General features: G+C 59.2%; 22 protein-coding genes and 1 tRNA gene. 8 read left to right on the top strand and 15 right to left on the bottom strand.

The window, feature by feature from the left end:
• The first annotated feature begins 116 nt into the window (after window positions 1-116).
• A complete protein-coding gene (locus tag PMI36_RS29070) occupies window positions 117-1,226 on the top strand; it encodes a PilT/PilU family type 4a pilus ATPase (RefSeq protein WP_032830045.1) in 1,110 nt (369 codons plus the stop codon).
• Between the two features lie 120 nt (window positions 1,227-1,346).
• Here PMI36_RS29070 and PMI36_RS29075 read toward each other — a convergent pair whose 3' ends face one another.
• From PMI36_RS29075 to PMI36_RS29120, 10 genes are all read right to left on the bottom strand, one after another.
• Complete coding sequence (locus PMI36_RS29075; protein ID WP_008066893.1) at window positions 1,347-3,302, bottom strand: acetoacetate--CoA ligase; 1,956 nt, start codon at window positions 3,300-3,302, stop codon at window positions 1,347-1,349.
• A gap of 152 nt (window positions 3,303-3,454) precedes the next feature.
• Window positions 3,455-4,228: a 3-hydroxybutyrate dehydrogenase gene (gene hbdH, locus PMI36_RS29080; RefSeq protein WP_008066891.1), complete on the bottom strand. Its 774-nt coding sequence runs from the start codon at window positions 4,226-4,228 to the stop codon at window positions 3,455-3,457.
• Window positions 4,229-4,235: 7 nt separating this feature from the next.
• Window positions 4,236-5,627, bottom strand: a complete 1,392-nt coding sequence (locus PMI36_RS29085) for a GntP family permease (protein ID WP_008006884.1) — start codon at window positions 5,625-5,627, stop codon at window positions 4,236-4,238.
• Between the two features lie 305 nt (window positions 5,628-5,932).
• Complete coding sequence (locus PMI36_RS29090; protein ID WP_008066889.1) at window positions 5,933-7,348, bottom strand: sigma-54 interaction domain-containing protein; 1,416 nt, start codon at window positions 7,346-7,348, stop codon at window positions 5,933-5,935.
• Between the two features lie 154 nt (window positions 7,349-7,502).
• Window positions 7,503-9,077 carry an ABC transporter ATP-binding protein gene (locus PMI36_RS29095; protein ID WP_008066887.1) on the bottom strand — a complete coding sequence of 525 codons (1,575 nt, stop codon included), beginning with the start codon at window positions 9,075-9,077 and terminating at the stop codon, window positions 7,503-7,505.
• A gap of 27 nt (window positions 9,078-9,104) precedes the next feature.
• Complete coding sequence (locus tag PMI36_RS29100; protein ID WP_008066885.1) at window positions 9,105-10,127, bottom strand: ABC transporter permease; 1,023 nt, start codon at window positions 10,125-10,127, stop codon at window positions 9,105-9,107.
• Entirely contained in the window at window positions 10,127-11,188 is a 1,062-nt protein-coding gene (locus PMI36_RS29105) for a microcin C ABC transporter permease YejB (protein ID WP_008066883.1), read from the bottom strand. Before PMI36_RS29105 ends, PMI36_RS29100 begins: the two co-directional genes overlap by 1 nt.
• Window positions 11,188-13,056 (bottom strand): extracellular solute-binding protein, encoded by a 1,869-nt coding sequence (locus PMI36_RS29110; protein ID WP_008066881.1) that lies wholly within the window; start codon window positions 13,054-13,056, stop codon window positions 11,188-11,190. Before PMI36_RS29110 ends, PMI36_RS29105 begins: the two co-directional genes overlap by 1 nt.
• 135 nt (window positions 13,057-13,191) lie before the next feature.
• Entirely contained in the window at window positions 13,192-13,473 is a 282-nt protein-coding gene (locus PMI36_RS29115; protein ID WP_007898306.1) for a peptidylprolyl isomerase, read from the bottom strand.
• Between the two features lie 96 nt (window positions 13,474-13,569).
• Complete coding sequence (locus tag PMI36_RS29120; RefSeq protein ID WP_008066878.1) at window positions 13,570-14,451, bottom strand: esterase/lipase family protein; 882 nt, start codon at window positions 14,449-14,451, stop codon at window positions 13,570-13,572.
• Window positions 14,452-14,790: 339 nt separating this feature from the next.
• On the opposite strand from PMI36_RS29120, the gene PMI36_RS29125 reads away from it, so the two are divergent.
• Window positions 14,791-15,843: a hypothetical protein gene (locus tag PMI36_RS29125; protein ID WP_008066876.1), complete on the top strand. Its 1,053-nt coding sequence runs from the start codon at window positions 14,791-14,793 to the stop codon at window positions 15,841-15,843.
• A gap of 58 nt (window positions 15,844-15,901) precedes the next feature.
• Here PMI36_RS29125 and PMI36_RS29130 read toward each other — a convergent pair whose 3' ends face one another.
• Entirely contained in the window at window positions 15,902-16,990 is a 1,089-nt protein-coding gene (locus tag PMI36_RS29130) for a 3-deoxy-7-phosphoheptulonate synthase (protein WP_008066874.1), read from the bottom strand.
• Window positions 16,991-17,617: 627 nt separating this feature from the next.
• Here PMI36_RS29130 and PMI36_RS29135 point away from each other — a divergent pair.
• The 6 genes from PMI36_RS29135 (at window position 17,618) to PMI36_RS29160 (ending at window position 22,148) form a co-directional block, all read left to right on the top strand.
• A complete protein-coding gene (locus PMI36_RS29135) occupies window positions 17,618-18,376 on the top strand; it encodes a carbon-nitrogen hydrolase family protein (protein WP_008066872.1) in 759 nt (252 codons plus the stop codon).
• Window positions 18,377-18,820 (top strand): GNAT family N-acetyltransferase, encoded by a 444-nt coding sequence (locus tag PMI36_RS29140; protein WP_008066869.1) that lies wholly within the window; start codon window positions 18,377-18,379, stop codon window positions 18,818-18,820.
• Window positions 18,821-18,947: 127 nt separating this feature from the next.
• On the top strand, window positions 18,948-19,589 hold the full coding sequence (gene gacA / locus PMI36_RS29145) for a response regulator transcription factor GacA (protein WP_008015884.1): 642 nt from the start codon (window positions 18,948-18,950) through the stop codon (window positions 19,587-19,589).
• A 2-nt stretch (window positions 19,590-19,591) separates the two neighbouring features.
• Window positions 19,592-21,415, top strand: a complete 1,824-nt coding sequence (gene uvrC, locus PMI36_RS29150; protein ID WP_008066868.1) for an excinuclease ABC subunit UvrC — start codon at window positions 19,592-19,594, stop codon at window positions 21,413-21,415.
• A 33-nt stretch (window positions 21,416-21,448) separates the two neighbouring features.
• Window positions 21,449-22,009, top strand: coding sequence for a CDP-diacylglycerol--glycerol-3-phosphate 3-phosphatidyltransferase (gene pgsA / locus PMI36_RS29155; RefSeq protein ID WP_008066866.1), 561 nt, complete (start codon window positions 21,449-21,451; stop codon window positions 22,007-22,009).
• A gap of 63 nt (window positions 22,010-22,072) precedes the next feature.
• A tRNA-Gly gene (locus PMI36_RS29160) sits at window positions 22,073-22,148 on the top strand.
• Window positions 22,149-22,573: 425 nt separating this feature from the next.
• Here PMI36_RS29160 and PMI36_RS29165 read toward each other — a convergent pair.
• The 4 genes from PMI36_RS29165 to PMI36_RS29180 all read right to left on the bottom strand — a co-directional run bounded on the left by PMI36_RS29165 (window position 22,574) and on the right by PMI36_RS29180 (window position 26,705).
• Entirely contained in the window at window positions 22,574-23,797 is a 1,224-nt protein-coding gene (locus PMI36_RS29165; RefSeq protein WP_008066865.1) for a GTP-binding protein, read from the bottom strand.
• Window positions 23,794-24,456 carry a nitrile hydratase subunit beta gene (nthB, locus tag PMI36_RS29170; RefSeq protein ID WP_008066862.1) on the bottom strand — a complete coding sequence of 221 codons (663 nt, stop codon included), beginning with the start codon at window positions 24,454-24,456 and terminating at the stop codon, window positions 23,794-23,796. The genes PMI36_RS29165 and nthB overlap by 4 nt, the downstream gene beginning before the upstream one ends.
• 42 nt (window positions 24,457-24,498) lie before the next feature.
• Window positions 24,499-25,098, bottom strand: a complete 600-nt coding sequence (gene nthA / locus PMI36_RS29175) for a nitrile hydratase subunit alpha (RefSeq protein WP_008066860.1) — start codon at window positions 25,096-25,098, stop codon at window positions 24,499-24,501.
• 92 nt (window positions 25,099-25,190) lie between these two features.
• On the bottom strand, window positions 25,191-26,705 hold the full coding sequence (locus PMI36_RS29180) for an amidase (protein WP_008066858.1): 1,515 nt from the start codon (window positions 26,703-26,705) through the stop codon (window positions 25,191-25,193).
• Window positions 26,706-26,747: the final 42 nt, after the last annotated feature.

Genomic DNA, 26,747 nt, shown 5'->3' with positions numbered 1-26,747 from the left:
AATGTCCTGCGCGTCAGTCGGTGTGGCGGCGTCTACTATCCTTGCATGGCGGTAGACGCTGGATGATCCGTTTTGGGTCATTTTTTCAATTGAATGCTTCGCGGGTGTTTTTTGCCATGGAAATCGATGCACTGTTGCAAATTCTGGCCAGCCGCAATGGCTCCGATCTTTACTTGTCCACGGGCGCGCCACCCAGCGCGCGATTCGACGGTGTGCTCAAAGCCCTGGCCGAGCAACCGTTCAAGCCCGGAGAAATCGCAGCCATTGCCGCGTCCATCATGGACGCCGAACAGCGCCTGGAGTTCGATCGCGAACTGGAAATGAACCTGGCGCTTTCCCTGGCCGGGGTCGGGCGCTTTCGGCTCAATATCTTCAAGCAGCGCAATGATGTGTCGATCGTGGCGCGCAACATCAAACTCGACATTCCACGCTTCGAAGACCTCAAACTGCCACCGGTGCTGCTTGAAACCATCATGCTCAAACAGGGGCTGATATTGTTCGTCGGTTCGACCGGTTCCGGCAAGTCGACCTCGCTGGCGGCGCTGATCGATTACCGCAACCGTCACAGCAGCGGGCATATCATCACCATCGAAGACCCGGTCGAGTTTATCCATCGGCACAAGAAGTCGATCATCAACCAGCGTGAGGTCGGCGTCGATACCCGCAGTTTTCATGCGGCGTTGAAAAATACCCTGCGCCAGGCGCCGGACGTGGTGCTGATCGGCGAGATCCGCGACCGCGAGACTATGGAACACGCGCTGGCGTTTGCCGATACCGGTCATCTGGTCATTTCCACTTTGCATGCGCACAACGCCAATCAGGCACTGGACCGCGTGATTAACTTCTTTCCCGAAGAACGCCGGGCGCAACTGCTCCATGACCTGGGCAATAACCTCAAGGCCTTTGTTTCCCAGCGTTTGGTGCGTACCCGGGATGGGCAGCGCCGGGCGGCGGTGGAAGTGATGCTGGGAACGCCAACCATCGGCGACCTGATCCGGCGCAATGAGCTTGGCGAGCTCAAGGGGATTATGGAGAAGTCGTCAGAAGCGGGAATGCAGACCTTTGATGGTGCGCTGTTCGGGCTGTTTGCCGAGGGCGCGATTGATGAGGCAGAGGCGTTGAAACATGCGGACTCGGTGAACAACTTGCGCCTGCGTCTGAAAATGCACGCCGAGGCCACGCCTGGGCCCCATACACCGCCGGGTGAATGGGGATTGGTGGACTAGGGCAACGACGATCAAAATGTGGGAGCGGGCTTGCTCGCGAAAGCGGTCTATCAGCCAACATCAATGTTGAATGTGAAATCGTCTTCGCGAGCAAGCCCGCTCCCACAGTGGATCTTCGTTTCAGTCATTCAATTCAGGGCGGTCGCGAAACTGCTCCAATGCCTCGGGATTGGCCAGTGCATCGGTGTTTTTCACCTTCTGGCCATGCACCACATTCCTTACCGCCAGCTCGACCACCTTGCCGCTGATGGTTCGCGGTATATCCGTCACCGCGACAATCTTCGCCGGCACATGCCGCGGCGTGGTGTTGGCGCGTATCACCTGGCGAATCTGTTGTTGCAGTGCTTCGTCCAGCTCGACACCATCACGCAACTTCACGAACAGCACCACCCGCACGTCATCCTGCCATTGCTGACCGATGGCAACGCTGTCCAGCACCTGCGGGACTTTCTCCACCTGACGATAGATTTCCGCCGTGCCGATGCGCACGCCGCCGGGGTTGAGCACGGCATCGGAACGCCCGTGGATCAACATGCCACCGTGGGGCAGTTGTTCGGCGTAATCGCCCTGGGCCCAGACACCGGGGAACACGCTGAAATAGGACTTTCGTAGCTTCTCCCCATCAGGGTCATGCCACAAACCGATGGGCATGGCCGGAAAATGCCGGGTGCACACCAGTTCGCCTTTTTCCCCGATCACAGGCGTACCGGCGTCGTTCCATACTTCGACCGCCATGCCCAGACCCTTGCACTGCATTTCGCCACGACGCACCGGAAGGACCGGGTTGCCGATCACGAAGCACGAAACGATGTCGGTGCCGCCGGACATCGAGGACAGGCACAGGTCAGACTTGAACGCGCGGTAGACGTAATCGAAGCTTTGCGGCGACAGCGCAGAACCGGTGGACAGCACGGTTTTCAGGCTGCTCAGGTCATGACTGTCGCAGGGCTTCAGGCCATTGCTTTCCAGCGCGGTGAGGAACTTGGGGCTGGTGCCGAAGACGTTGATGCGTTCGTCGTCGATCAGGTCGATCAAACGCTCCGGGCCTGGATGAAATGGCGAGCCGTCGTACAGCACCACGGCGCTGTCGACGGCCAGGGCCGAAACCAGCCAGTTCCACATCATCCAGCCGCAGGTGGTGTAGTAGAACAAACGGTCGCCGGGGCCGAGATCGGTGTGCAGGCCATGTTCCTTGACGTGTTGCAACAGCACGCCGCCGGTGCTGTGCACAATGCACTTCGGCACGCCGGTGGTGCCGCTGGAGTAAAGGATGTACAGCGGATGGGCGAAGGGCACGGGAATGAATTGCGGCTCGCCGCCCGGGTCGTAGAAATCGTCCCATAGCGTCACGTTGGCCTGGCTGCGGAAGTCCTCTATACGCGCTTGGGGTCGTGCATAAGGCACAACGATCAACTGCTGCAAGGACGGCAGTTGCCCGAGGATTTCGTTGACCTTGGCGGTCTGGTCGATCTCTTTGCCGGCGTAACGGTAACCGGCGCAGGTGATTAGCACTTTCGGCTCGATCTGGCCGAAGCGGTCGATCACCCCATGAGTACCGAAATCTGGCGAGGAACAAGACCAGATCGCGCCCAGACTGGTGGTGGCGAGCATGGCCACTAGTGTTTGCCAGGTGTTTGGCATGCACGCGGCCACGCGGTCGCCGAGGCCGACGCCGGCGGCTTTCAGGCCGTTCTGAAAACCGGCGACATGGCTCGCCAGTTCGGCCCAGGTCAGTTGTTCCCGTTGGCCGTTTTCGCCGATGGCCACCACCGCCACGGCATCGTCGCGACGGCGCAGCAAGTGCTCGGCGAAATTCAGCGTGGCGCCGGGGAACCACTGGGCGCTGGGCATTTGTGCGCCCTCAATCAGTACCGCGTCTGGTTGATCGTGAAAACGAATGTCGAAGAAATCGACGATGGCCTGCCAGAAAGCTTCCCGTTGATCGATGCTCCACTGGTGCAGGGCAGGGTAGTCGGCGATCTTGAGGTTGTGTCGCTGATTGATCGAGCGCCGAAAGGCCTCCATGCGGGACTTACCGATGCGCTCGGTGCCGGGTTGCCAGAGGATGTCGGACATGGCTGGACCTCTTCTTATTTATGCATAACACGCAGGCTTTTGTGGCGAGGGAGCTTGCTCCCGCTGGACAGCGCAGCTGTCCCAACACCTAATTACGGCTGCTTCGCAGCCGAACGGGAGCAAGCTCCCTCGCAACAGGGGTTACCGGTAGTTCACTGCGCCAACCACCCACCATCAATATTCCACGCAGCGCCACGCACCTGGCTACCGGCTTCGCTGCATAAAAACAGCACCAACTCGCCCAGCTGCGGCGGCGTCACGAATTCCAGCGACGGCTGCTTCTCGGCCAGCAAATCATGTTGCGCCTGCTGCGGGTCGATCCCGGTCGCGGCGCGATCATCAATCTGCTTTTGCACCAGCGGCGTCAGCACCCAACCCGGGCAAATGGCATTGCAGGTGACGTTCGTCGTGGCGGTTTCCAGACCGACCACCTTGGTCAGGCCGATCACACCATGCTTGGCCGCAACGTACGCCGCCTTGCCCACCGAACCGACCTGGCCATGCACTGACGCGATGTTGATGATCCGACCCCAGCCCTTGGTGCGCATCCCCGGCAAGCTCAAACGGGTACTGTGAAACACCGATGACAGATTGATCGCAATGATCGAGTCCCAGCGCTCCACCGGAAAATCTTCCACCGACGCCACATGCTGGATGCCCGCGTTGTTGACCAGGATATCCACGCCGCCGAACTCACGCTCGGCGTACTCGATCATGTCGGCGATCTGCGCCGGGTCGCTGACGTCGGCGGGGTGATGGCCGACCTTGCCGCCGAATTGTTCGACTTCGGCAATCACTTTGGACGCATCGCCGAAACCGTTGAGGATCAGGTTGGCGCCAGCCTTGGCCAGGCTCAGGGCGATTCCCAGGCCGATGCCGCTGGTGGAACCGGTGACCAGTGCGGTCTTGCCCAAAAGAGTCGTCATGAATACCTCACACAATGCCAGTGGCGTAGAAAGTACCGATCACCACAAAAACAGCGAGTGTCTTGATCAGCGTAATACAGAAAATGTCTTTGTAGGCTTCGCGGTGGGTCAAACCGGTGACCGCCAGCAAAGTAATCACCGCGCCGTTGTGCGGCAGGGTGTCCATGCCGCCACTGGCCATCGCGGCGACCCGGTGCAGCACTTCCAGCGGGATATTGGCGGCGTGGGCGGCACTGATGAACGTCTCGGACATCGCCGCCAGGGCGATGCTCATGCCGCCCGACGCCGAGCCGGTGATACCGGCCAGCAGGGTCACGGTGATCGCTTCGTTGACCAGCGGATTGGGAATGCTTTTGAGCCAGCCGGACAGCACCAGAAAACCCGGTAGCGACGCGATCACTGCACCGAAACCGTATTCCGACGCGGTGTTCATCGCCGCCAGCAGCGCGCCGCTGACCGCACTTTTACTGCCTTCGGCCAACTTGCCGCGAATCGTCTGAAAGGCGAACACCAGCACCATGACGATACCCACCAGCAAGGCTGCCTGGACCGCCCAGATCGCCGTCAGTTTGGCGATGTCGGTGGTCACCGGTGCTGCCATTCCCGGCAGCGCGAGGCTGTGCGTCTTGCCATACCACAGCGGAATCCAGCGGGTGAACAACAGGTTCATCAAGCCCACCATCAACAGCGGCGAGAGCGCGATCCACGGGTTGGGCAGCTTGATGTCCGGCGCGGTTTCCGGCTCGTTGCGCAGCGCTGAACCATACCCTTCACCGCTGCGCTGGGCCTTGTTGCGCTGGCTCTGCAGGAACAGCATGCCGGCGCAGAACACGAAAATCGTGCCGATCACACCCAGCCACGGCGCGGCCCAGGCGGTGGTGTTGAAGAAGGTGCTGGGGATGATGTTCTGGATCTGCGGCGTGCCGGGCAGGGCGTCCATGGTGAACGAGAACGCGCCGAGGGCGATGGTCGCCGGGATCAGGCGCTTGGGGATATTGCTCTGGCGGAACATTTCGGCGGCAAACGGGTAGACCGCAAACACCACCACAAACAGCGACACGCCGCCGTAAGTGAGCAGGGCGCAGACCAGCACGATCACCAGCATCGCCTGGCGAGTGCCGAGCAAGCGAATGGCTGCTGCGACGATGGAACGGGAGAAGCCCGACAACTCGATCAGCTTGCCGAACACGGCACCGAGCAGGAACACCGGGAAATACAGTTTGACGAAGCCGACCATTTTTTCCATAAACACCCCGGTGAAGACGGGGGCAACGGCGGAAGGGTCGGTGAGCAGGACGGCGCCGAGGGCGGCGATCGGGGCAAAGAGGATAACGCTGTAGCCACGGTAAGCAGCCACCATCAGCAGCGTGAGGGCTGCCAAGGCAATGATCACACTCATGGTGTGTCTCCTTCGATTGTTATTTTTGTAGGGTGAAGCTTTGTGGGAAGGGCTATAGCGAGTTTCGTGCCATGCAAGTAAGTAATTGAAATAAAAGAATATTTTTTATTTTGTGCGTTTAGTTTTAATTATTCGTCTCTATTTGGAGACTTGTGTTGGCAGGTCTGGCCCTTTCGCGAGCAAGCCCGCTCCCACAGTTTGACCGAGTCGCTCGGAAAAATGCGGTCGAATGTAGGAGCGGGCTTGCTCGCGAAGAGCGCGCAGCGCTCAGGAGGCCATGTCTACCAAATGAGATATGTGTCTCCTTATGGGGACTCTGCAATCCCCAACGCCACCATCTTCTTGTACAACGTCGACCGCCCCAGCCCCAACCGCGCCGCCGCTTCAATAACCTTCCCACCGCATTGCGCGAGGGCGGTTTCAATCAACTGCCGATCAAACCGTTCGCGAGCTTCACTGAAAGTCTCATGGGCAACCGGCTCGATGGCCAAGGGCGCCACACGTTGCACCGGGATAAAACTGCCAATCGCCGCGCGGATATCCCCCACGTTCAGCATCAAATCATCACTGAGCAACGCCGCGCGCTCCAGAACATTGCGCAGTTCGCGGATGTTCCCCGGCCAGGCGTGTTGACCCAACAAATTCAGGGCTTCGGGATTCAGTTCGTGCTGACTGCGCAGCTCTTCGAGAATCGCTTCGCTGAGGGCCGGCAGGTCGTCGAGGCGATCACGCAGGGGCGGGACCTGAATCGGTAGCACGTTGAGGCGGTAATACAAATCGGCACGAAACTCGCCGCGTTTGATTGCCGCTTCCAGATCGGTGGAGGTGGCCGCGATCACCCGCACATCGCTCTGGATCACTTCGTTGGAGCCTACGGGCTCGAATTCCTTTTCCTGCAACACCCGCAGCAACTTGCTTTGCAGCGGCAGCGGCATGTCGCCGATCTCATCGAGAAACAGCGTGCCGCCCTGAGCGATTTGCAACTTGCCGGTGCGGCCCTTGCGATCGGCGCCGGTGAACGCGCCGGGGGCGGTGCCAAAGAACTCGGCTTCCAGCAGCGACTCGGGGATCGCCGCGCTGTTGATGCTGACGAAAGCTTTGTGGGCCCGAGGCGAGGCGCCATGGATCGCTTGGGCCAGCAGCTCCTTGCCGGTACCGGTTTCGCCGAGCAGCAACACCGGTGATTCGGCACTGGCGCTGCGCCGGGCGCGGCGTTTGACTTCCAGGCTGGCGGCGCTGGTGCCGATGAAATGGGCGAAGTTGTACTTGGTCTGCCGTGCCCGCAGCAGCGAGCGGGTGGAGGCGAGTTCTTCCTGCATGCTCAGGTAGCGCTTGAGCATCGGCGACAGGCTGCGCAACTCATCGAACAGGGCAAAGCCGATAGCGCCAATCACTGCGCCGGCATCGTCGTGAATCGGCAGACGCATCACCACCAGCGGTTCCTTGGGAGTGTCTTGCATGTCCAGCAGGATGGGGCGTCCGGTGCGCACCACCTCGCGCAACAGGCTGCCGGGGATCACACTTTCACAGGCCCGGCCAATCGCACCGGCGGCCGACTCCAGACCGAAACGCCGGGCATAACGCTCGTTCATCCAGACGATGTTCGCGTCGCGGTCGACAATCACCGTGCCTTCGCTCGATTGCTCGATGATTTCGAACAGCGAGCGGATCGCCAGGGTGCGAACGCGCTGGTAGTCCTTGAGGCTTTCGGTGGTGTTCATCGGTGTCATATCCAGAATGTGTGGTGTTGTTATGGGCGTCTTCGCGAGCAAGCCCGCTCCCACATTTGAATTGAGGTGTTAATGCGATCCAATGTGGGAGCGGGCTTGCTCGCGAAGGCCGCGACACGGTCCAACGACATGACGCCGATTATGCCTACCCCGGATGCGCCGCCGCCAACAGCTCTTTGGTGTAGGGATGCTGCGGCGAGTCGAACACATCGTGGCTGGCACCGCTTTCCACCACTTTGCCGTCCTTGATCACGATCATGTCGTGGGCCAAGGCGCGTATCACCGCCAGGTCGTGACTGATGAACAGGTAGGTCAGGCCGTATTTTTCCTGAAGCTGACGGAGCAGGGCGACCACTTGTTTTTGCACCGTGCGATCCAGCGCCGAGGTCGGCTCGTCGAGCAGGATCAGCGCCGGTTTCAGCACCAGTGCGCGGGCAATGGCGATGCGCTGGCGTTGTCCGCCGGAGAATTCGTGTGGGTAGCGATGACGGCTTTGCGGGTCGAGCCCAACTTCTTCCAGCACCCGAATCACCTGGGCTTCGCATTCGTCCGGGGTGGACTGGCTGTGAACCTCAAGGCCTTCACTGATGATCTGCGCCACGGACATTCGCGGGCTGAGACTGCCGAAGGGGTCCTGGAACACCACCTGCATCTTCTTGCGCCACGGTCGCAGCTGCTTTTGCGTCAAGCCATCCAGGGCCTCGCCCTGAAAGCGAATACTGCCTTCGGAATCGAGCAAGCGCAGGATCGCCTGACCGAGGGTGGACTTGCCCGAACCGGACTCACCGACGATGCCCAGCGTCTTGCCACGCTGAACATTCAGGCTGATGCCATCCACCGCGCGCAGGTATGTTTTACGCTGGAACAGGCCGCCACCGATGGCGAAATGCACCTGCAAATTATCCACTTCCAGCACTTTTTCACGCTCGTCCCGGGGCAGGGCTTCACCTTCCGGTTCGGCGTGCAGTAATACGCAGCTATAAGGATGTTTCGGCTCGGTGAACAGTGTCTCGCAAGGCGCCTGTTCGACGATTTCCCCGGCCTTCATCACGCATACCCGCTGGGCGATGCTGCGCACCAGATTGAGGTCGTGGCTGATCAACAGCAGCGACATGCCGAGCCGCTGTTGCAGGGATTTGAGCAGCAGCAGAATCTTGCGCTGCACCGTCACATCCAGCGCGGTGGTCGGCTCGTCGGCGATCAGCAATTCCGGTTCGCAGGCCAGGGCCATGGCGATCATCACCCGTTGTCGTTGACCGCCAGAAAGTTGATGGGGATAGGCCTTGAGCCGCTCTTCGGGCTTCTGGATGCCTACCAGTTGCAGCAACTCGAGAATCCTTGCTTGCGCCGCTTTGCCGCCCAACCCTCGGTGCAGCAGCAGCGTTTCGCCGATCTGCTTTTCAACGCTGTGCAGTGGGTTGAGGGAGGTCATCGGCTCCTGGAAGATCATCGCGATCCGGTTGCCGCGCAGCTCGCGCAAGGTCTTGATGTCGGTGCCGATCAACTCCTGGCCGCGATAGCGAATGCTGCCGGTGGTTTCAGTGCCGGTCTCGGGCAGCAGTTGCAGGATCGAGTGGGCGGTCACCGACTTGCCGGAACCCGATTCGCCGACCAACGCAAGGCATTCGCCGGGGCGGATGTCCAGGCACAGGTTGCGCACCACGGTCTGGCCGCTGAAGGCCACGGTGAGGTCACGGATTTCGATCAGGTTGTCAGTCATATCACCAGTCCGTGTCATGGTTGTCGATCAAGAGCGTGGATCAAAGGCATCACGCAATGCCTCGCCGATGAACACCAGTAGAGAAAGAATCAGCGCCAGGGTGAAAAACGCCGTCAGCCCCAGCCATGGCGCTTGCAGGTTCTGCTTGCCCTGACCGATCAATTCGCCCAGAGATGCACTGCCAGCCGGCATGCCGAAGCCGAGAAAATCCAGCGCCGTGAGGGTGGAAATCGCCCCGGTCAGGATGAATGGCAAGTAACTCAGGGTGGCGTTCATCGCGTTGGGCAGAATGTGCCGCACGATCACCTTGCGGTCGGTCAGGCCCAGCGCACGGGCGGCCTTGACGTATTCCAGGTTGCGCCCGCGCAGGAACTCGGCGCGCACCACGTCCACCAGGGCCAGCCAGGAAAACAGCGCCATGATCCCCAGCAGCCACCAGAAATTCGGCTCGACGAAGCCCGACAGAATGATCAGCAGGTACAGCACCGGCAGCCCCGACCAGACTTCCAGCAAGCGCTGGCCGAGCAGGTCAACCCAGCCGCCGTAGTAGCCTTGCAGCGCACCGGCGGCGATGCCGATCAACGCACTGATGAAGGTCAGCGCCAGCGCGAACAGAATCGACACCCGCGCCCCGAAAATCACCCGGGCCAGCACGTCGCGGGCCTGATCGTCAGTGCCCAGCCAGTTGACCTTCGACGGCGGGCTCGGTGCGGGTTGATTGAGGTCGTAATTGGGCGTGTCGTCGCTGAACGGGATCGGAGGAAACAGCATCCAGCCGCCGTCCTTATGAATCAGCTTCTGCACGTAATCGCTGCGGTAGTCGGCCTGGAACGGCAGTTGCCCACCAAACTCCTGTTCGGTGTGGCGTTTGAACGCCGGGAAGTACAGCGAGCCCTGATAACTGACCACCAGCGGTTGGTCGTTGGCGATGAGTTCTCCGCCCAGGGTCAGCAGGAACAGGCCGACAAATAACCACAGCGACCACCAGCCCCGGCGGTTTTTCTTGAAGCGGTCGAAACGGCGACGGCCCAGCGGCGAGAGCTTGAACATCAGGCGTTCCTCGCGGCGAAGTCGATGCGTGGGTCGACCAGGGTGTAGCACAGGTCGCCGATAAGTTTTATCAGCAGGCCGAACAAGGTGAAGATGAACAGCGAACCGAATACCACCGGATAGTCCCGTGAAACCGCGGCTTCGTAACTCATGCGACCCAGGCCATCGAGGGAGAAAATCACTTCGATCAGCAGTGAGCCGGCAAAAAATACGCTGATGAAGGCCTGCGGAATTCCTGACACCACCAGCAGCATGGCGTTGCGAAACACATGGCCGTAAAGCACCCGGCGTTCGCTCAAGCCCTTGGCTCGGGCGGTGACCACGTATTGGCGAGTGATTTCATTGAGGAAGGAGTTCTTGGTGAGGATGGTCAGGGTGGCGAAACCGCCAACCACCAGCGCTGTCACTGGCAGCACCAGGTGCCAGAAGTAATCAGTGATTTTGCCCAGGGTCGACAGCGACTCGAAATTGTCCGAGACCAGCCCGCGCACCGGAAACCAGTTCAACGAGGTGCCGCCAGCGAAGACCACGATCAGGAACATCGCAAACAGGAACGCCGGCATGGCGTAACCGATGATGATCGCGGTGCTGCTCCAGATATCGAAATGGCTGCCATGATGCACGGCCTTGCGGATGCCCAGAGGAATCGACACCAGATAAGTGATCAACGTGGCCCAGAGCCCGAGAGAAATGGTTACCGGCATTTTTTCCAGGATCAGGTCGGTGACCGTGGCACCACGGAAAAAGCTCTTGCCGAAGTCGAGGCGGGCGTAGCTCTTGAGCATCAGCCACAGACGTTCCGGGGCCGGTTTGTCGAAGCCATATTGCTTTTCAATCTCCTTGATCAGTTGCGGGTCGAGCCCTCGACTGGCCCGTGAGCTGCCATGCATGGTTTCGCTGGAACCGCCACCGACACTCGCACCGCCAATGCCCTGCAATTGTGCGATGGCCTGTTCCACCGGGCCACCGGGCGCGGCCTGGACGATGACGAAATTGACCAGAAGAATGATCACCAGTGTCGGAATGATCAGCAGCAAACGCCGCAGTATGTAAGCCCACATCAGCGCGGCCCTCCGGGTTGGCCGCGTTTGATCAGTTCGGCGGTCATCTGTTCGTTAGTCAGGGGCGTGGTGCTCACTTCCCACCAACTCTCGATAGCTTCGTCATTGCTCGCCTGTACAGAGGGAATGCCGAAGCGGTTCCACCACACGGTCGAACTGCCTGGCGGGTAATAATTGGGAATCCAATAGAAGTTCCATTGCAGGACACGGTCCAGGGCATGGGCGTAGCGCAGCATGTCAGCCTGGGTGGTGGCGCGAACCAGGCCGTTGACCAGCGCATCGACTGCCGGGTTCTTCAGCACCATATAGTTGTTGGAACCGGGATCGTTGGCCGCCGCCGAGCCAAAGTAGTTGTACAGCTCGTTGCCCGGCGAAGTGGTGACCGGGTAGCCGGTGACGATCATGTCGTAGTCCCGGGACATCAGGCGGTTGATGTACTGGGACGCGTCGATGCGCCGAATATTCAGGTCGATGCCGATTTGTTTCAGGGTGCGTTTATAAGGCAACAGCAGTCGGTCCATGCCGTTCTGGCTGACCAGGAAAGTGAAGCTCAGCGATTGGCCTTGGGCGTTGACCAGTTGATCGCCATCGGGTTTCCACCCGGCTTGTTCGAGCAAACCCAGGGCTTGCAACTGTTTGTCGCGAATCACGCCGCTGCCGTCGGTTTTCGGTGCTTCGAAGACCTGGGTGAAGACTTCGTCGGGGATCTGCCCGCGCAGCGGTTCGAGAATCGCCCGTTCGCCTGTGTCGGGCAATTCTCGGGCAGCGAGGTCGGTGTTGGAAAAGTAGCTCTGCTGGCGGATGTACATCTCGCGCATCATCTGCCGGTTGCTCCACTCGAAATCCCAGAGCATGGCCAGGGCCTGACGCACGCGACGGTCCTGGAACATCGGGTTTTGCAGGTTGAACACAAAGCCCTGGGCCGATTGCGGTGCCTCTTTGGCCAGGTGGGCCTTTTGCAGGCGACCGTCGCTCAGGGCCGGGCTTTCGTAGCCGATGGAGTAGGCGGTAGCGGAGAATTCGCGGTTGTAGTCGTAGGCGCCGCCACGCAGAACCTGACGGGCCACGTCGGTATCGCCGAAGTACTCAATGCTGAAATGATCGAAGTTGTAGAGGCCACGGCTGACCGGTAAATCCTTGCCCCACCAGTCGGCGTTACGCTCGAAGGTGATGCTGCGCCCAGAGTCGACCTTGCTCACGCGATACGGCCCGCTGCCCAGCGGTGGCTCGTAACCACCGCCGCTGGCAAAGTCGCGGGTTTTCCACCAGTGCTCGGGAAATACCGGCAAGGTCGCGAGGTCCAGGGGCAGGGTACGGTTTTCGTTGCTCTTGAAGTCGAACCGAACGGTGAGTGGTGACTCCACTTCGACGCCTTTGACGTCGGCGAATTGCGTGCGATAGCGCAGGCTGCCCTGAGTCATCAGCAGGTTGAAGGTGTAGCGCACGTCTTCGGCGGTGATCGGCTTGCCGTCGGCGAAGCGGGCCTTCGGATTCAGGTAGAAATGCAGGGACAGTCCGTCGTCGGAACGCTCCATCCGTTGGGCGACCAGGCCGTAAACGGTATAGGGCTCGTCCAGCGAACGCTGGGCCAGGGGCGAGTAGATCAAGCCGTCGATCTGCGTGACACCCGTGCCCTTGTCGATGTACGGCAGCATATGGTCGAAATGACCGATTTCCATCGCCGAGCGACGCATCGTGCCGCCCTTGGGCGCGCGCGGGTTGGTGTAGGCGAAATGGCTGAAGCCAGCGGGATACTTCGCCGGTTCACCGTACACGGTCAACGCATGTTGCGGTGCAGCGTTCACACCAGCGGCACTTAATAGCAGCGCCACGACAGTGAACAACAAAGTGGGGAAAGCCAGTCGCATTGTCAGCCTTAGAGCCGGGTGGTGGATAACCACAATTTGTACGCTAGCGGCGCGTCCCTCGCCAGCCGTATCACGTAACGAAAACACAACGGCCCACCAAAAGGCGGGCCGTTGTGTAGCAAACTCAAGCGTTGATCAGTCCTGACGACTGGTCACTTCCAGCAGGTGGTAACCGAACTGGGTCTTGACCGGGCCTTGCACCACGTTGATCGGTGCGCTGAAGACCACGGTGTCGAATTCCTTGACCATCTGGCCCGGGCCGAACGAACCCAGGTCACCGCCCTGACGGCTGGACGGGCAGCTGGAGTTGGCTTTGGCGACTTCGGCGAAGTCGGCACCGGCCTCGATCTGGGCTTTGAGTTCGTTGCACTTTTCTTCGCTGGAAACCAGGATGTGACGGGCAGTGGCTTTGGCCATGGGAAAATACTCCATTCAATGTTCAATAAAGTGCGGAGCCTACCGGATTCAGTGGGCTATTTCTTCCCCAAAGTTCCGTCTCTTTCATGCCGCGTTTTAAAGGCCGGCATTTCGCAAGCGTTCGGCATGTTGCACATACAGGGCAATCGGATCGATACCCTGGCGGACCTGACCGGTTGTCTGGCCGAGGCTATCCAGATGATCCAGCGAATAATCCGAACGGATCACTTTGCCCAGATGGGAACTGAATCGACCGACCATGCCGTCATTCTGCTCGGCTTCGGTGGTGAAATAGTGGGAGAAGGCCCGCAGAAACCCGTGCAGCGGATTGAGTGCATGGAGTCCCTCATCGAGGATGTCGCCCTGCCAAATGCCGCTCCAGGAATAGTAGCGCACGCCATTGACCTGATCGCGACCCTTGCCGCCCCAGGTTTTTGGCAACCCTTGCGGGTACTTGTCGTTAAAGGCGCCGACGCCTTCGGTGGTCAGTGCATTGAGCGCGGCAATGGCATTTTGCGGCAGATGCCGGTTGCCACTGAGCAATGACAGGAAATCGGCGAACAGCGTGGCCACCGCTCCGGCAACGTGTTCCGGCAGGCGTCCGGGGATCAGCGCCTTACGCAGGAAGTCGGCCAGTTCCGAGCCATGATTCGGCCCGCTGACCGATGTCACCGAGGCGATCACCTCGGGTGCCAGCGCTCCTGCATACCGTGCCGCAAGCGCCCCCTGACTGTGACCGATCAGATTGACTTTGCTTGCACCGGTTCCCAGCAGTACCCGATCGATCTGCGCCAACAGTTGCTCGCCGCGGGTTTCATTGCTGTGGGTAGCCGACAGATGCGGGATGAAGACCCTGGCGCCGGCGCTTCTGAGGGCCAGTTTGACGTCATGGAACAATTCCAGGTTGCCGATGCGATCGAAGCCGAAGAGCCCGTGGACCAGCAGGATCGGATAGTGAGTGGTTGCATTCCGTAGCATGTAGATTCCTTTTTCGCAGTAGGTCAGGTGTGTGTGCAAGGGGGCACTCTAAAGCACACCAGCTGCTCGGCGATGTATGAAAAAGCCGCTATAACCCGATGAAAACGGAATAGAAATAGTGCGAAAGTTCAGATGAACCTGAGGTCTTGGTCGGAATATCTGGACATCTTTTTAACGATGGTTGAACGCTTTCTCGCAATGACCTACTTGTGAAACGTCATTTTTCCGCGCAAGCCGACGCCTTTGCCCTGCATCACGAATCAGCTTCGTGGGGTTCAATAGGCTTCGTTCGATGCCGACTCTCAAGGCGGCATTTATTCCAAGGACTGGAGCGTATGAATGACTATTTATGAAGCGGCAAACCTGAATGTTGTAGAGCAATACATGGCGGCACCACGGCTGGACCAGGCGGAGAACGCCATGTTGGATCCATCCGAAAGAAAGGCCATTGTCACTGTTGCGCCTTATCAGGCCATGACCTGCGGAGACAAGCTGGTCTTGTCCTGGTCAGGTATCGATGCAGAGGGTGCGGCGTATCGGCATGAAGTGTCGCGGTTCGTCAGCGAAGCCCAGGTGGACAGGGTGATTGTCTTTGCTGTGTCGGACGTACACATCGCCGCACTGGACGGCGGGTCGCTCGAGGTTTACTACACGCTTTACAGCGCGCTCCATTGTGAGCCTTTGGAGTCCGGGCGTTTACAGTTGAGCGTCGGTGATGTCCGGCCGGATCTGCTGCCTGTGATTGTGAACGATGCGGTGGGTGGCACACTTGATCCCGACAGGGTCGCCGAGGGCGCCCGCGTTACGATCAAGCCGTATCCCCGGATGGCGGCTGGAGATCGGGTCTTGCTGTCCTGGGTCGGCGGTACGCCACAATCAAGCTTCAATGACACATTGAAAATCGAATCCTTTGCAGTGGGTGGCGAACTGTCGTTCTGGGTAAGTCCCGAGTCTATTGCTCCCAACCTTGGTGCAACCATTACGATCAGCTATTGCGTCGAGAAAGAAGGCCAAGAGCCTCGCTTCTCGGAGCCTGCACAGTTGTTGATCGGCCCTCTGGAGCGAGGACCGCTGTTGCCTCCCTCTGTGCTGGAGGCCGATGAGGGTTGGCTGGATCTGCAAGATGCGATCGATGGTGTCACCGTCGTGATCGACAATGCCCAGGCAGAAGAGGGTGAGCTGGTTTATCTGAAATGTGACGGGGAGCATTTCAATCATCGCGATGATCGTGAGATCTCAAGGGAAATGGCCGGTCAACCGCTGGTATTTATCGTTCCCTACAGGTTTTGGCGCGAACATCGTGATTTGACGGTCCGGGTAGCCTATTCGGTCGAACGTCTCGACGATGTGAGCCAACAGTCCGAAGTCACGTTGGTACAAGTGCAGTCGTAACCGGTTTAAGGCAACCGCCTTCCAGTTTTCGCTTGGAGAACTGGAAGGCGGACACCGGTCACTTCGGCTGTTGGGTGCAGCGCTGCGCACGAAGTTGCTCGGCTGCCTGCTGCAACAACCGTTCTGTCCCGGTCCAGCCAAGGCAGCCATCCGTTACTGACACCCCGTAACGCAGCGACGGGCTCAGCGCTTGGCAACCTTCGAACAGATGGCTTTCGATCATCATGCCAATCAACGATCGATCACCCTGCAGGCGCTGTTCAAGCACGTCGTTAAACACCGCTGGCTGACGCAATGGGTCTTTACCGCTGTTGGCGTGGCTGCAATCGACCATGATCCGCGCCGGAATCTTGAGCCGGGTCAAATCGCTGTGCACTTGAGCGATGCTGGCACGGTCGTAGTTCGGCCCGCGATGGCCGCCACGCAATACCAAGTGGGTATCGGCGTTGCCTGGTGTCTGGATAATCGCAGGATGTCCCTGGCTATCGACACCGAAATGGCGATGCGGATGGGCGGCCGAGCGCATGGCATCGCTGGCGACAGCCACACCGCCATCGGTGCCATTCTTGAACCCAACCGGCATGCTCAGGCCGCTGGCCATTTCCCGGTGGATCTGTGATTCGGTGGTACGGGCGCCAATCGCGACCCAGCTCAGCAGGTCGTCGAAGTAGCCGGCGGCCATCGGTTGCAGCAGCTCGGTGGCAACGGGTAAGCCCAGCTGGAGCATTTCGCGCATCAATTCGCGGGACAGCGTCAAACCGCCGGCCATGTCGTCGCTGCCATCCAGGTGCGGGTCGTAGGCCAGGCCTTTCCATCCCACCGTGGTGCGGGGTTTTTCGACGTAGGCGCGCATCACCAGCAGCATCTCATCGCTGACTTCGGCAGCCAGGCGGGCAAGGTGGGTGGCGTATTCGAGGGCGGAACGGGGATCGTGAATCGAGCACGGACCGACGATGACCAGCAGACGGGAGTCTTCACCGTTGAGGATCGCGCGAACCGCTTGACGGTGGGCGGCGACTTGCCGGGTCAGGGCGTTGCTGAGGGGTAACTGCTGTTTGAGCTGCAATGAGCTGGGCAGACGCAAGGTCAGCGTTTCATTGGCAGGGTTCAAGGTGGACAGCGGCAGAGCAGAGACGGACGAGTTCATATTCGGGCTTCCTGGGCTGGCGGCGGGTTTCGTTCCCGCGCGCTCGGCCCTACTGGGGTGTTCGACAATTGGCCGGATTGGCTGCGTGTGTGTGCTTGCCACCTGTGGGTGACCGATCGGAGGCGGCAGGCTGTCCCGAGCGGAGGCTGGTAAATCGCCAGGCGGTAAAACTGTCGTGACGGTAATAAGTGGCGTAGTTCATGTCGTGAATCCTCAAATTGTCTGGTGTGACGCTAAAAATGTTCAGGGCTGAAAAAACAAAACCCCCGGTCGGGAGGCCGACCGGGGGTTGAGAATTCTCTGGTGGCGACCCGTTTAAAGTGGGCGCCGTGTGGGTATCAGGCGCGCCAGTGGCTAAACCAATACCCAAAATAAAAGCTGACCGAAGTACAAACGTCATTCACCCGGGCAGCCGCAACCGAGCGCGCGGCGCTGGCGGTACGAAGCTGTGAGAGGGCGTTGAGCATGGTCTGTCTCCGATGAATGCGCCGAGCTTACTAGAGGCCGGTACGCGGATTCAATCAGAAAATGCTATCGATCATCACGGGCTTTTCTATCGCTTGAGTACGTCGAGGGTTGTGACACACTTTGCGTTGCGCCCAAACCACAACGTCACACGGACGAACCATGACGACACTGACCATCGCCGCCGCTCAATCGATCCCCATCGCCGGTGATCTTGCCGCCAATATGGCTAGGCATCGGCGCTTCATGCAGGTTGCTGCAGAGCAAGGCGTGCAATTGCTGGTGTTTCCGGAACTGTCACTGACCGGGTACGAACGCGGCCTGGCGGCGGAGCTGGCCATAGCGCCAGACGCCGGGGTGCTGAAACCGCTGCGCAATTTCGCGCGGGAAGTCGGTGTGACCAGTGTCGTCGGGATGCCGATTCGTCTGTCGGGCGATTCGCCGGTATTGATCGGAGCTCTGATATTGGGCGCCGATGGTTCGCTCGGCGTTTACAGCAAGCAGCATCTGCACCCGGGCGAGGAGGTGGCGTTTGCTCCGGGAACGGGCGGTTCGACATTAAAGATCGGTACCGACACCGTCGCGCCGGCGGTCTGCGCCGATTTTTCTCACGCCAGTCACGCTGCAGCCGCGGCACGGCAGGGTGCTGATCTTTATGCGGCGGGCGTACTAATCACAGAAAATGGCTACGCTCCAGATACCGCTCTATTGCAAGGCTATGCTCGAACCCATGGGATGGCGGTGCTGATGGCCAATCATGGTGGCGCAACGGGTGGCTGGGAGTCGGCAGGGCGCAGTGCAATCTGGGCGGCGGACGGGACGTTGATTGTGGCGGCGCCGGGTACGGGGAACCTTATGGTCGTTGCTCGCCGCAATGCTGACGGCTGGAAAGGGCAAATCGTGGCTGTGGCGGAGGCTTGAATGGGTTTCGAATTGCGTCCGGCAACCTCGCGGGACCTGGACTTTGCCCGTGACCTGACTTGTCGAAATATGCTTCGCTACTACATTCAACATGAGCTGTTGTGGCTGGACGAGGCCTTCGATGTCGCCTGGGAGGGGCGAGAAAACTGGCTGATCGTACGTGATGACACGCTGATGGGCTATGTCAGCCTGAGCCGTGACGCCAGAGCCTTGTATATCCGCGAATTGCATGTGTCAGCAGCGTACCAGGGGCAGGGCGCCGGTTCCTGGGTGATCGATCAGGTATTCGCCATGGCGAGCAAGGAACGACGTCCGGCATTGCGTCTGACCGTCTTTGAAAATAATCCGGCAAAAATACTTTACGAAAGAAAGGGCCTGAAGGTGGTCGGCAAAGACCAGTGTTTCCTGAGAATGCAGCGTGATATCAATGGACTGCATCGCTGAAACACACTGGCGGCAAGCCTCGCAAGAAGATTTGACACTTTTTATATGCTGCTTGCCGCTAGGTCTGCCAGTTGCTTTTTGCTAAGGTGTCCGACAACCCAATAAGACCAATTCGCGAGGTGTCTGCTTGATTAGGGTGCTAGTAGTCGATGACCATGATCTCGTTCGTACAGGCATTACACGAATGCTGGCTGACATCGATGGCCTGCAAGTAGTCGGCCAGGCTGAGTCAGGGGAGGAATCCCTGCTTAAAGCGCGTGAGTTGAAACCCGATGTGGTGCTGATGGACGTCAAGATGCCCGGGATCGGCGGTCTTGAAGCCACGCGCAAATTATTGCGCAGTCATCCAGACATCAAAGTCGTCGCGGTCACCGTGTGCGAAGAAGATCCGTTTCCTACCCGGTTGTTACAGGCCGGTGCCGCAGGTTACCTGACCAAGGGCGCAGGGTTGCCGGAAATGGTCCAGGCCATCCGCCTGGTGTTTGCCGGGCAGCGCTATATCAGCCCGCAGATTGCCCAGCAACTGGCGATCAAGTCGTTCCAGCCAACCAATGATTCGCCCTTCGACGCCTTGTCGGAGCGGGAAATCCAGATTGCGTTGATGATTGTCGGCTGTCAGAAGGTGCAAATCATTTCCGACAAACTGTGCCTGTCGCCCAAAACAGTGAATACCTACCGTTACCGTATTTTCGAGAAGCTTTCGATCAGCAGCGATGTCGAATTGACGCTGCTGGCGGTTCGTCACGGCATGGTTGATGCCAGCCTCTGAAAATGACTGAAATCTTCGATCCAAGTGCTTTTCTGTCGACAGTCAGTGGTCGGCCGGGCGTCTATCGCATGTTCGACAGTGATGCGCGCCTGCTCTATGTCGGCAAAGCGAAAAATCTCAAGAAGCGTTTGGCGAGCTACTTCCGCAAAGCCGGTCTTGCTCCCAAGACCGCCGCGCTGGTAGGCCGTATCGCCCAGGTCGAAACCACCATCACGGCCAATGAAACCGAGGCCTTGCTACTTGAGCAGACGCTCATCAAGGAATGGCGTCCGCCGTACAACATCCTGCTGCGCGACGACAAATCCTACCCTTATGTCTTTCTCTCGGATGGCCAGTTCCCACGCTTGAGCATTCATCGCGGGGCGAAAAAAGCCAAGGGCAAATATTTCGGCCCTTATCCCAGCGCCGGGGCGATTCGCGAAAGCCTGAGCCTGCTGCAAAAGGCGTTTTTCGTTCGTCAGTGTGAAGACAGCTTTTACAAGAACCGCGCTCGACCTTGTCTGCAATACCAGATCAAACGCTGCAAGGCGCCGTGTGTGGGGCTGGTGGAGCCCGAGGTGTATGCCGAAGATGTACGCCATTCGGTGATGTTTCTTGAAGGGCGCAGCAACGCTCTGGCGGACGAGTTGTCTGCGGCCATGGAGGAGGCGGCGGTCAACCTCGAATTCGAGCGCGCCGCCGAGCTGCGTGATCAGATCTCATTGCTGCGTCGGGTCCAGGACCAGCAAAGCATGGAAGGCGGGACAGGCGATGTCGATGTGATTGCGGCGTTCGTCAACCCAGGTGGCGCCTGCGTACACTTGATCAGCGTGCGCGGTGGTCGGGTGTTGGGGAGCAAGAACTTCTTTCCGCAGGTGGGTATCGAGGAAGACGTTTCTGAAGTCATGGCAGCGTTTCTTGGCCAATACTTCATCAGCAGTCCTGAACGGGACTTGCCGAGCGAGCTGATCGTCAACGTGGTTCACGAAGATTTTCCGACCCTGATCGCAGCCATCGAAGAGCTGCGCGGTCGAGAATTGACCATCAGCCATCGAGTACGCGGCACCCGGGCGCGCTGGCAGCAATTGGCGGTCACCAATGCCGAGCAAGCGCTAGGCGCACGTTTGGCTAACCGGCAACACGTTGCGGCCCGTTTCGATGCCTTGGCCGAAGTGCTGAAACTGGACGAGCCACCGCAACGTCTTGAGTGTTACGACATCAGCCATTCCAGCGGCGAGGCCACTGTGGCGTCCTGCGTGGTGTTCGGCCCGGAAGGCCCGATCAAGTCCGACTATCGCCGCTATAACATAGAAGGCGTTACCCCGGGCGATGACTATGCCGCGATGCACCAGGCCTTGACCCGGCGCTTCAGTAAATTGAAGGACGGCGAGGGCAAGTTACCGGACATCCTGCTGGTCGACGGCGGCAAAGGTCAGCTATCCATGGCGCGTGACGTGCTTAACGAGCTGGCTGTGCCAGACCTGATTCTCTTGGGTGTGGCCAAGGGCGCGACGCGCAAGGCCGGTTTTGAAACCCTGTACCTCAACGACGCAGCCCATGAATTCACCTTGCGCGGCGATTCCCCCGCGCTGCATCTGATCCAGCAGATACGCGACGAAGCCCACCGTTTCGCCATTACCGGGCACCGCGCACGTCGTGGCAAAACTCGCCGCACGTCTACACTTGAGGGCGTTGCCGGTGTCGGACCGACACGCCGGCGCGATTTGTTAAAACATTTTGGTGGATTGCAGGAGCTGTCTCGTGCCAGCATCGAAGAGATCGCCAAAGCACCCGGAATCAGCAAAAAGCTCGCAGAGTTGATTTATGCAAATCTGCACAGCGAGTAGAATGCCCAACTCACCTCGTAGCCAGTTGTGCCGATGAATATCCCTAATCTGATTACCGTTCTACGCGTCCTGCTCATCCCGATCTTCATTTTGCTGTTTTACTTGCCTTACCACTGGAGCTATCTGGCGTCCGCCTCGGTCTTCGCCTTTGCCGCCGCGACCGACTGGCTCGACGGGTATCTTGCCCGTCGTCTGGAACAAAGCACACCGTTCGGGGCCTTCCTCGATCCTGTTGCAGACAAGCTGATGGTCGCCGTTGCTCTGGTTCTGCTGGTGCAAGAGCATGGCAATCTGTGGCTCACGCTGCCGGCCGCCGTTATCATCGGTCGTGAAATTGTTGTCTCGGCACTGCGCGAGTGGATGGCCGAACTCGGTGCCCGCGCCCATGTAGCAGTGTCGAACCTGGGCAAATGGAAAACCGCCGCGCAGATGCTGGCGCTGGTGATCCTGCTGGCCAATCCTTCGGACTTCAGCTTCTGGGTTCTGATGGGGTATGCCTTGTTGCTGGTGTCCGCTGGCCTGACGTTGTGGTCCATGGTCCAATATTTGCGGGCTGCCTGGCCGCATCTGAAGACGGACGTGGAAAAGAAATAAACTTTTTTTGAATCAAGGGGTTGACGGGGGATGTGGATTCTATAGAATGCGCCTCACCAAGACGCGGGAATAGCTCAGTTGGTAGAGCACGACCTTGCCAAGGTCGGGGTCGCGAGTTCGAGTCTCGTTTCCCGCTCCAAGATTCACAAAAAACGCCACTCAATGAGTGGCGTTTTTTTTGTGCGTGATATTTACACGATTGCTGCCAGCGGCTAACCGAAGGCAGGGCGTATGGTGGCGTAAAACTGGCTATTGGCGACTGAAACACGGACATAATGTTCGGACAATAGAATTCGCGGCAATGGAATAAAGGCGCAAGAGATGAATCGGCCATCACGAAGCATGCGCAAGTTGCTCGACTCAGTCGCCACCAACAACGAGATCGCGTCGCTGGATGTAATGCGCGCAACTGAGCGTCAGCGCTCCTAGATACCAAGCGGTGTATTGATCCTCGGGTGAAACCGGATTGGCGCCAGCGGTATAGCGAAGTAACCGAGCATCAGTATCGCCAACACCGCCGGCCCTCGCTAAAGTGGGTGCATTGCCAGGCAGACTGCTGAGCGGTCAGGGCGACAATGCCTTGAGGTCGAAGGATGTTGCGCCTGGCAAGGTTGGCCACGTCTGTGGACCTTCCATGATCTCTTGCGGGGTCAGCAGGCAGGCATCCAGTTGCTGCTTTAAAGTATCCAGGTCGATACCTTGGCCGATGAAGGCGATTTCCTGCCGGCAATCCCCGGTGATTTCGTTCCATTTGGCCAGAATCCCTTGTTGGCGATAGTCGTCCTGAGGCCATTGCGATTGAGCAATGAATGTCCACCAGCGCCCGACATAGTCCCAACGAAATTGCCCGCCACTTTGCACCAGCATGCCAATGTCCAGATGCCGACTGGCAACCCAGAAGTAGCCTTTGCAACGCAGTAACCGCCCGTTTTGCCAAGGCCGCTGCAGGAACTCCAGCAGACGTTGCGGATGGAATGGCGCACGCTCCTGATACACCCACGAAGCGATTCCATAGGTGTCGGACTCGGGAGGACGATCATCACTCGATTCCAGGCTTTTCATCCAGCCGGGTGACTGCACCAGACTCGGCAAATCGAATCGACCGGTGTCGAGGATCTTCGACAGATCGACGGCACCGTGGGTCATGGGCAGGATTTCGGCCTGCGGATTGAGGCCCGCGAGAACGGCGCTCAGTTCCAGAAAGCCTTTCTCGCCAATCAGGTCCAGCCGGCTGACAAGGATGACGTTGGCGTATTCCACCTGTTCGATCAGCAGGTCGGACAAGTGGCGTAATGGCGTGCCCGTTTCGTCCTTGTCGCCAACTGTGTCCCGCGAGGCCAGCAGAGACTGGAAGTTGCTGCCGTCGACGACGGTGACCAAGGTATCGAGCCGCGCCAGTTCGCTCAGACTGAAACCTTGCGAGTCGAGGAAGGCGAAGGTCTCGGCGACCGGCATCGGCTCGGAGATTCCGGTTGACTCGATCAGCAGGTAATCGAAGCGCTGCTGACGCGCCAGCAGGCTGATCTGCTCAAGCAGGTCAGCGCGCAGCGTGCAGCAAATGCAGCCGTTGCTCATCTCGACCAGTTCATCGCTGCCGCGGTGCAGCGACACGTTGCGTGCCACGTCCTCGGCGTCGATGTTGACTTCGCTCATGTCGTTGACGATGACCGCCACCCGCATACCTGCGCGGTTGCGCAGGATGTGGTTGAGCAGGGTCGTCTTGCCGGAGCCGAGGAAGCCCGAAAGGACCGTCACCGGCAATCGAACCGATAGGGCCCCGTCAATCATGCGGCCACCGTTTTCGCATCGACGGCCTTGTCCAGGTAGCTTTCGAACAGGTCGACGACCACGAAGCCTTCGTCCGCGGCATCGCCCCACAAATCCTTTACGCGGAATTCAACGTGATAAGTCGGCTGGTGCGCCGCGCTCAAATCGCCGTGACCGATGGCATCCGGGAACGGCCATTTTTCCGAGGTGCGGTGTCGGACGATGCCTTCCTTGCCGCGTACATAGGCCGGCATGCGCACGTGGCCGGCCACGTATTCGTCGCGAACCACTACCCGGTCGCCCACTTCAAATGGCGGGCGGCCGGTGATGGCGGGGCGGCCCTTGTCGTGGGGAGGATTGGCCAACTTGAAGGGTGAGCCCAGTGCCAGATCGAGTTCGTCCTGGGTAATGACGCCGGTTTCGACCAGCAAGGTGGCCGTAGCGATGACGTAGCGTTCGTAATATTGCGTGCCAACGTGCTGGCGGACATCAAGTCGTTCGACGGCGTGACGTATTTCATCGACGCTGAATTTTTTCAACTGGTCGGCGCCGATAAACATCAGGCTGTAAGCCAGATGTTCCCATTCCTGCTTGAATACTTGTTTGTAATCCTGGCTATTGATGGCATGGGGAACCTTGCCAAAGCCTTGAAAACCGCCGAGATCGTGAAAGCCATCCATAATAAAACCTCCGAAAATTAGAAGATGAGAGAGCCTTTTGGATCAACGTACGCGGGGCAAGGCAACCCCGATCAGCACATCCTTGGTCACCAGTTTCTGAAGCTCTTCTTCACTCATGTGCTCGGAGCCTTCGGGCCTTACGGGCAGGACCAGGTAGCGGCTTTCCGCACTGGTATCCCAGACTTTGACGACCACATCGCTTGGCAACTCTGTGCCCATCTCACGTAGCACGGTGCGTCCTTCACGAACCAGGCGTGCACGGAACTCAAAACCCTTGTACCACTCCGGCGGCAACCCCAGGACCGGCCAGTTGGTGCAAGAGCACAGGCTGCAGACGATGACGTTTTTAAGCTGGGGCAAATCCTCCAGTGCCACGATGTATTCGCCTTGCGGGCCGGTGAAGCCGAACTGCGCGCACGCTGCGGTGCCGTCTCTGAGCAACATTTCCCGGAACTGCGGATCGACCCAGGCCTTGGCGACTACACGAGCGCCGTTTTCCGGGCTCCATTGGTGCTCCATCAAATTGGTCAACTGCTCGATATAGCCCTCTGGAATCAGTTCCTTATCTTTCAGAACCTTGAACAAGGCCCAGGCCCGCTCGCTGGGCGTCGAAGTAGATGCTGGCGATACATTGGCGCTCATGGTGTAACTCCTCATCGGTTGACTCGGTCAAAAAAGTGAAGAACAGCCCCCGGTTTTTTATTGATGTCCGGGAGGTTTGGGGGGAATCAGCCTTACAACGTCTTCCAGTCGACATCCGCCTCGAACGCTGCCGCCGCCTGGTAAATCGTGCCTTCGGCATAGTGTTTGCCGACGAACATCAGCCCCACCGGCAGACCGTTCACCAGACCGCACGGGATCGACATGGCCGGATGGCCGGTAATGTCCTGCGGCGCGGTGTTGCCGATCATTTCCAGCGCTCGGGCCACGTACTCGGTGATCGAACAACCCGGCTCAGGGTGGGGCTGGGCAATGATCGGCACGGTTGGCATCACCAGAAGGTCGTAGGTCTGCAGTGCCTTGTCGTAACCGGCTCGGGCAAAGCGTGCGATGTTCTGTGCCTTGGCGTAGAAACGACCGTTGTAGCGTTCCAGACCGTACTGGCCGACGAACATGCACAGCTTGAGCGACGCGGACAATGCGTCCGCTTGTTCGCGCCAACCAGCCTGTCTATCCAGCAGGCCGACGTCGTAGAGCCCCTTCCAGTTAAAGCCTGCGCCATTGCCATGCATCATTTGCATGGTCAGGCCTTCGCAGCCGATCGGGTGCCACAGCGAACCTGCCAGGTTGTGCTCGGGAACGGAGACCTCTTCGACGCGAGCTCCCAAGGCTTCGAGTCGGGCGATGGCGCCGCGTACCTTGTCGGCGACACGTGGATCCTGGTTGGCCAGCTGGAAGCCTTCCTGCAGGATGCCGATCCGCAGTCCGCTCACACCTCGCTCCAGATAGTCGCAATAGGCGTCGACTTGAGGGGCGGCCTGGCGAGGATCGAGCCCGTCGGCACCGGCCATGACTTCCAGCATCAGCGCGTTATCACGCACAGTGCGGGTGATGGGACCGGCATGGTCGATGGTGGCCTCGATCGCCATGATTCCTGTGTAGGGCACCAGACCGTGAGTCGGCTTCATGCCATAGGTGCCGCAGAACGCGGAAGGGATGCGGATCGAGCCGCCTTGATCGCCGCCAACCGCCAGGTCCACCTCGCCGGCTGCCACCAATGCAGCGCTTCCGGAGGAGGATCCGCCAGCAGCGAAACCGTGCCGGTATGGGTTGTGTACGGGCGCCGGATCAGAGGTATGGCTGCCACCGGAGAGGCAGTAGTGCTCACAGGTCGCCTTGCCCAGGATGGTCGTCCCGGCGTCTAGCAAACGGGTCACCACGGTTGCGTCAAACGACGGTACAAACCCTTCCAGGATTGAGGCGCCGTTCATCATCGGGACGCCAGCCAAGGAGATGTTGTCTTTGAGCGCAACAGTCTTGCCAGCCAGCTTGCCCTCACGGGCGCCATTTACTTCAGTCCTGTAATACCAGGCGTTGAGCAGGTTTTGCGGGTTAGACGGACGGTAGCCGGAACTGCGGTCGTAGTGCACCGGCGGGGTGAAATCCGGCAACTCGTCGACTAGGTCATAGGCGTCGAAACTTGGTTGCATAAGTGCCAGGTATTCCGCTGCCTGCTCGTGGGTCAGCTGCATATTCAGCCGGCCCGCGATGTCCTGCAGTTGGTCGAGGGTAGGGCGAACAATGGCCATGATTTTCCTATTCTTTTTGTCTGTGGTCGACGACGGGCCAGT

The sequence above is a fragment of the Pseudomonas sp. GM79 genome, from assembly GCF_000282495.1.
Taxonomy (GTDB): Bacteria; Pseudomonadota; Gammaproteobacteria; order Pseudomonadales; family Pseudomonadaceae; genus Aquipseudomonas.
The sequence above is the reverse complement of the archived record's forward strand: the minus strand, read 5'-3'. Positions and strand labels throughout refer to the sequence as shown.

Bases quoted from the DNA above. Each gene is read 5' to 3' on its own strand.
- PMI36_RS29090 (WP_008066889.1), bottom strand. From the start codon at position 7,348: ATGAACACCACCGAAAGCCTCAAGGACTACCAGCGCGTTCGCACCCTG.
- PMI36_RS29100 (WP_008066885.1), bottom strand. From the start codon at position 10,127: ATGTTCAAGCTCTCGCCGCTGGGCCGTCGCCGTTTCGACCGCTTCAAG.
- PMI36_RS29130 (WP_008066874.1), bottom strand. From the start codon at position 16,990: ATGAACTCGTCCGTCTCTGCTCTGCCGCTGTCCACCTTGAACCCTGCC.
- PMI36_RS29115 (WP_007898306.1), bottom strand. From the start codon at position 13,473: ATGGCCAAAGCCACTGCCCGTCACATCCTGGTTTCCAGCGAAGAAAAG.
- PMI36_RS29070 (WP_032830045.1), top strand. From the start codon at position 117: ATGGAAATCGATGCACTGTTGCAAATTCTGGCCAGCCGCAATGGCTCC.
- PMI36_RS29140 (WP_008066869.1), top strand. From the start codon at position 18,377: ATGGGTTTCGAATTGCGTCCGGCAACCTCGCGGGACCTGGACTTTGCC.
- hbdH (WP_008066891.1), bottom strand. From the start codon at position 4,228: ATGACGACTCTTTTGGGCAAGACCGCACTGGTCACCGGTTCCACCAGC.
- uvrC (WP_008066868.1), top strand. From the start codon at position 19,592: ATGACTGAAATCTTCGATCCAAGTGCTTTTCTGTCGACAGTCAGTGGT.
- pgsA (WP_008066866.1), top strand. From the start codon at position 21,449: ATGAATATCCCTAATCTGATTACCGTTCTACGCGTCCTGCTCATCCCG.
- PMI36_RS29075 (WP_008066893.1), bottom strand. From the start codon at position 3,302: ATGTCCGACATCCTCTGGCAACCCGGCACCGAGCGCATCGGTAAGTCC.
- nthA (WP_008066860.1), bottom strand. From the start codon at position 25,098: ATGAGCGCCAATGTATCGCCAGCATCTACTTCGACGCCCAGCGAGCGG.
- PMI36_RS29125 (WP_008066876.1), top strand. From the start codon at position 14,791: ATGACTATTTATGAAGCGGCAAACCTGAATGTTGTAGAGCAATACATG.
- PMI36_RS29165 (WP_008066865.1), bottom strand. From the start codon at position 23,797: ATGATTGACGGGGCCCTATCGGTTCGATTGCCGGTGACGGTCCTTTCG.
- PMI36_RS29110 (WP_008066881.1), bottom strand. From the start codon at position 13,056: ATGCGACTGGCTTTCCCCACTTTGTTGTTCACTGTCGTGGCGCTGCTA.
- PMI36_RS29135 (WP_008066872.1), top strand. From the start codon at position 17,618: ATGACGACACTGACCATCGCCGCCGCTCAATCGATCCCCATCGCCGGT.
- PMI36_RS29085 (WP_008006884.1), bottom strand. From the start codon at position 5,627: ATGAGTGTGATCATTGCCTTGGCAGCCCTCACGCTGCTGATGGTGGCT.
- nthB (WP_008066862.1), bottom strand. From the start codon at position 24,456: ATGGATGGCTTTCACGATCTCGGCGGTTTTCAAGGCTTTGGCAAGGTT.
- PMI36_RS29180 (WP_008066858.1), bottom strand. From the start codon at position 26,705: ATGGCCATTGTTCGCCCTACCCTCGACCAACTGCAGGACATCGCGGGC.
- PMI36_RS29105 (WP_008066883.1), bottom strand. From the start codon at position 11,188: ATGTGGGCTTACATACTGCGGCGTTTGCTGCTGATCATTCCGACACTG.
- PMI36_RS29095 (WP_008066887.1), bottom strand. From the start codon at position 9,077: ATGACTGACAACCTGATCGAAATCCGTGACCTCACCGTGGCCTTCAGC.
- PMI36_RS29120 (WP_008066878.1), bottom strand. From the start codon at position 14,451: ATGCTACGGAATGCAACCACTCACTATCCGATCCTGCTGGTCCACGGG.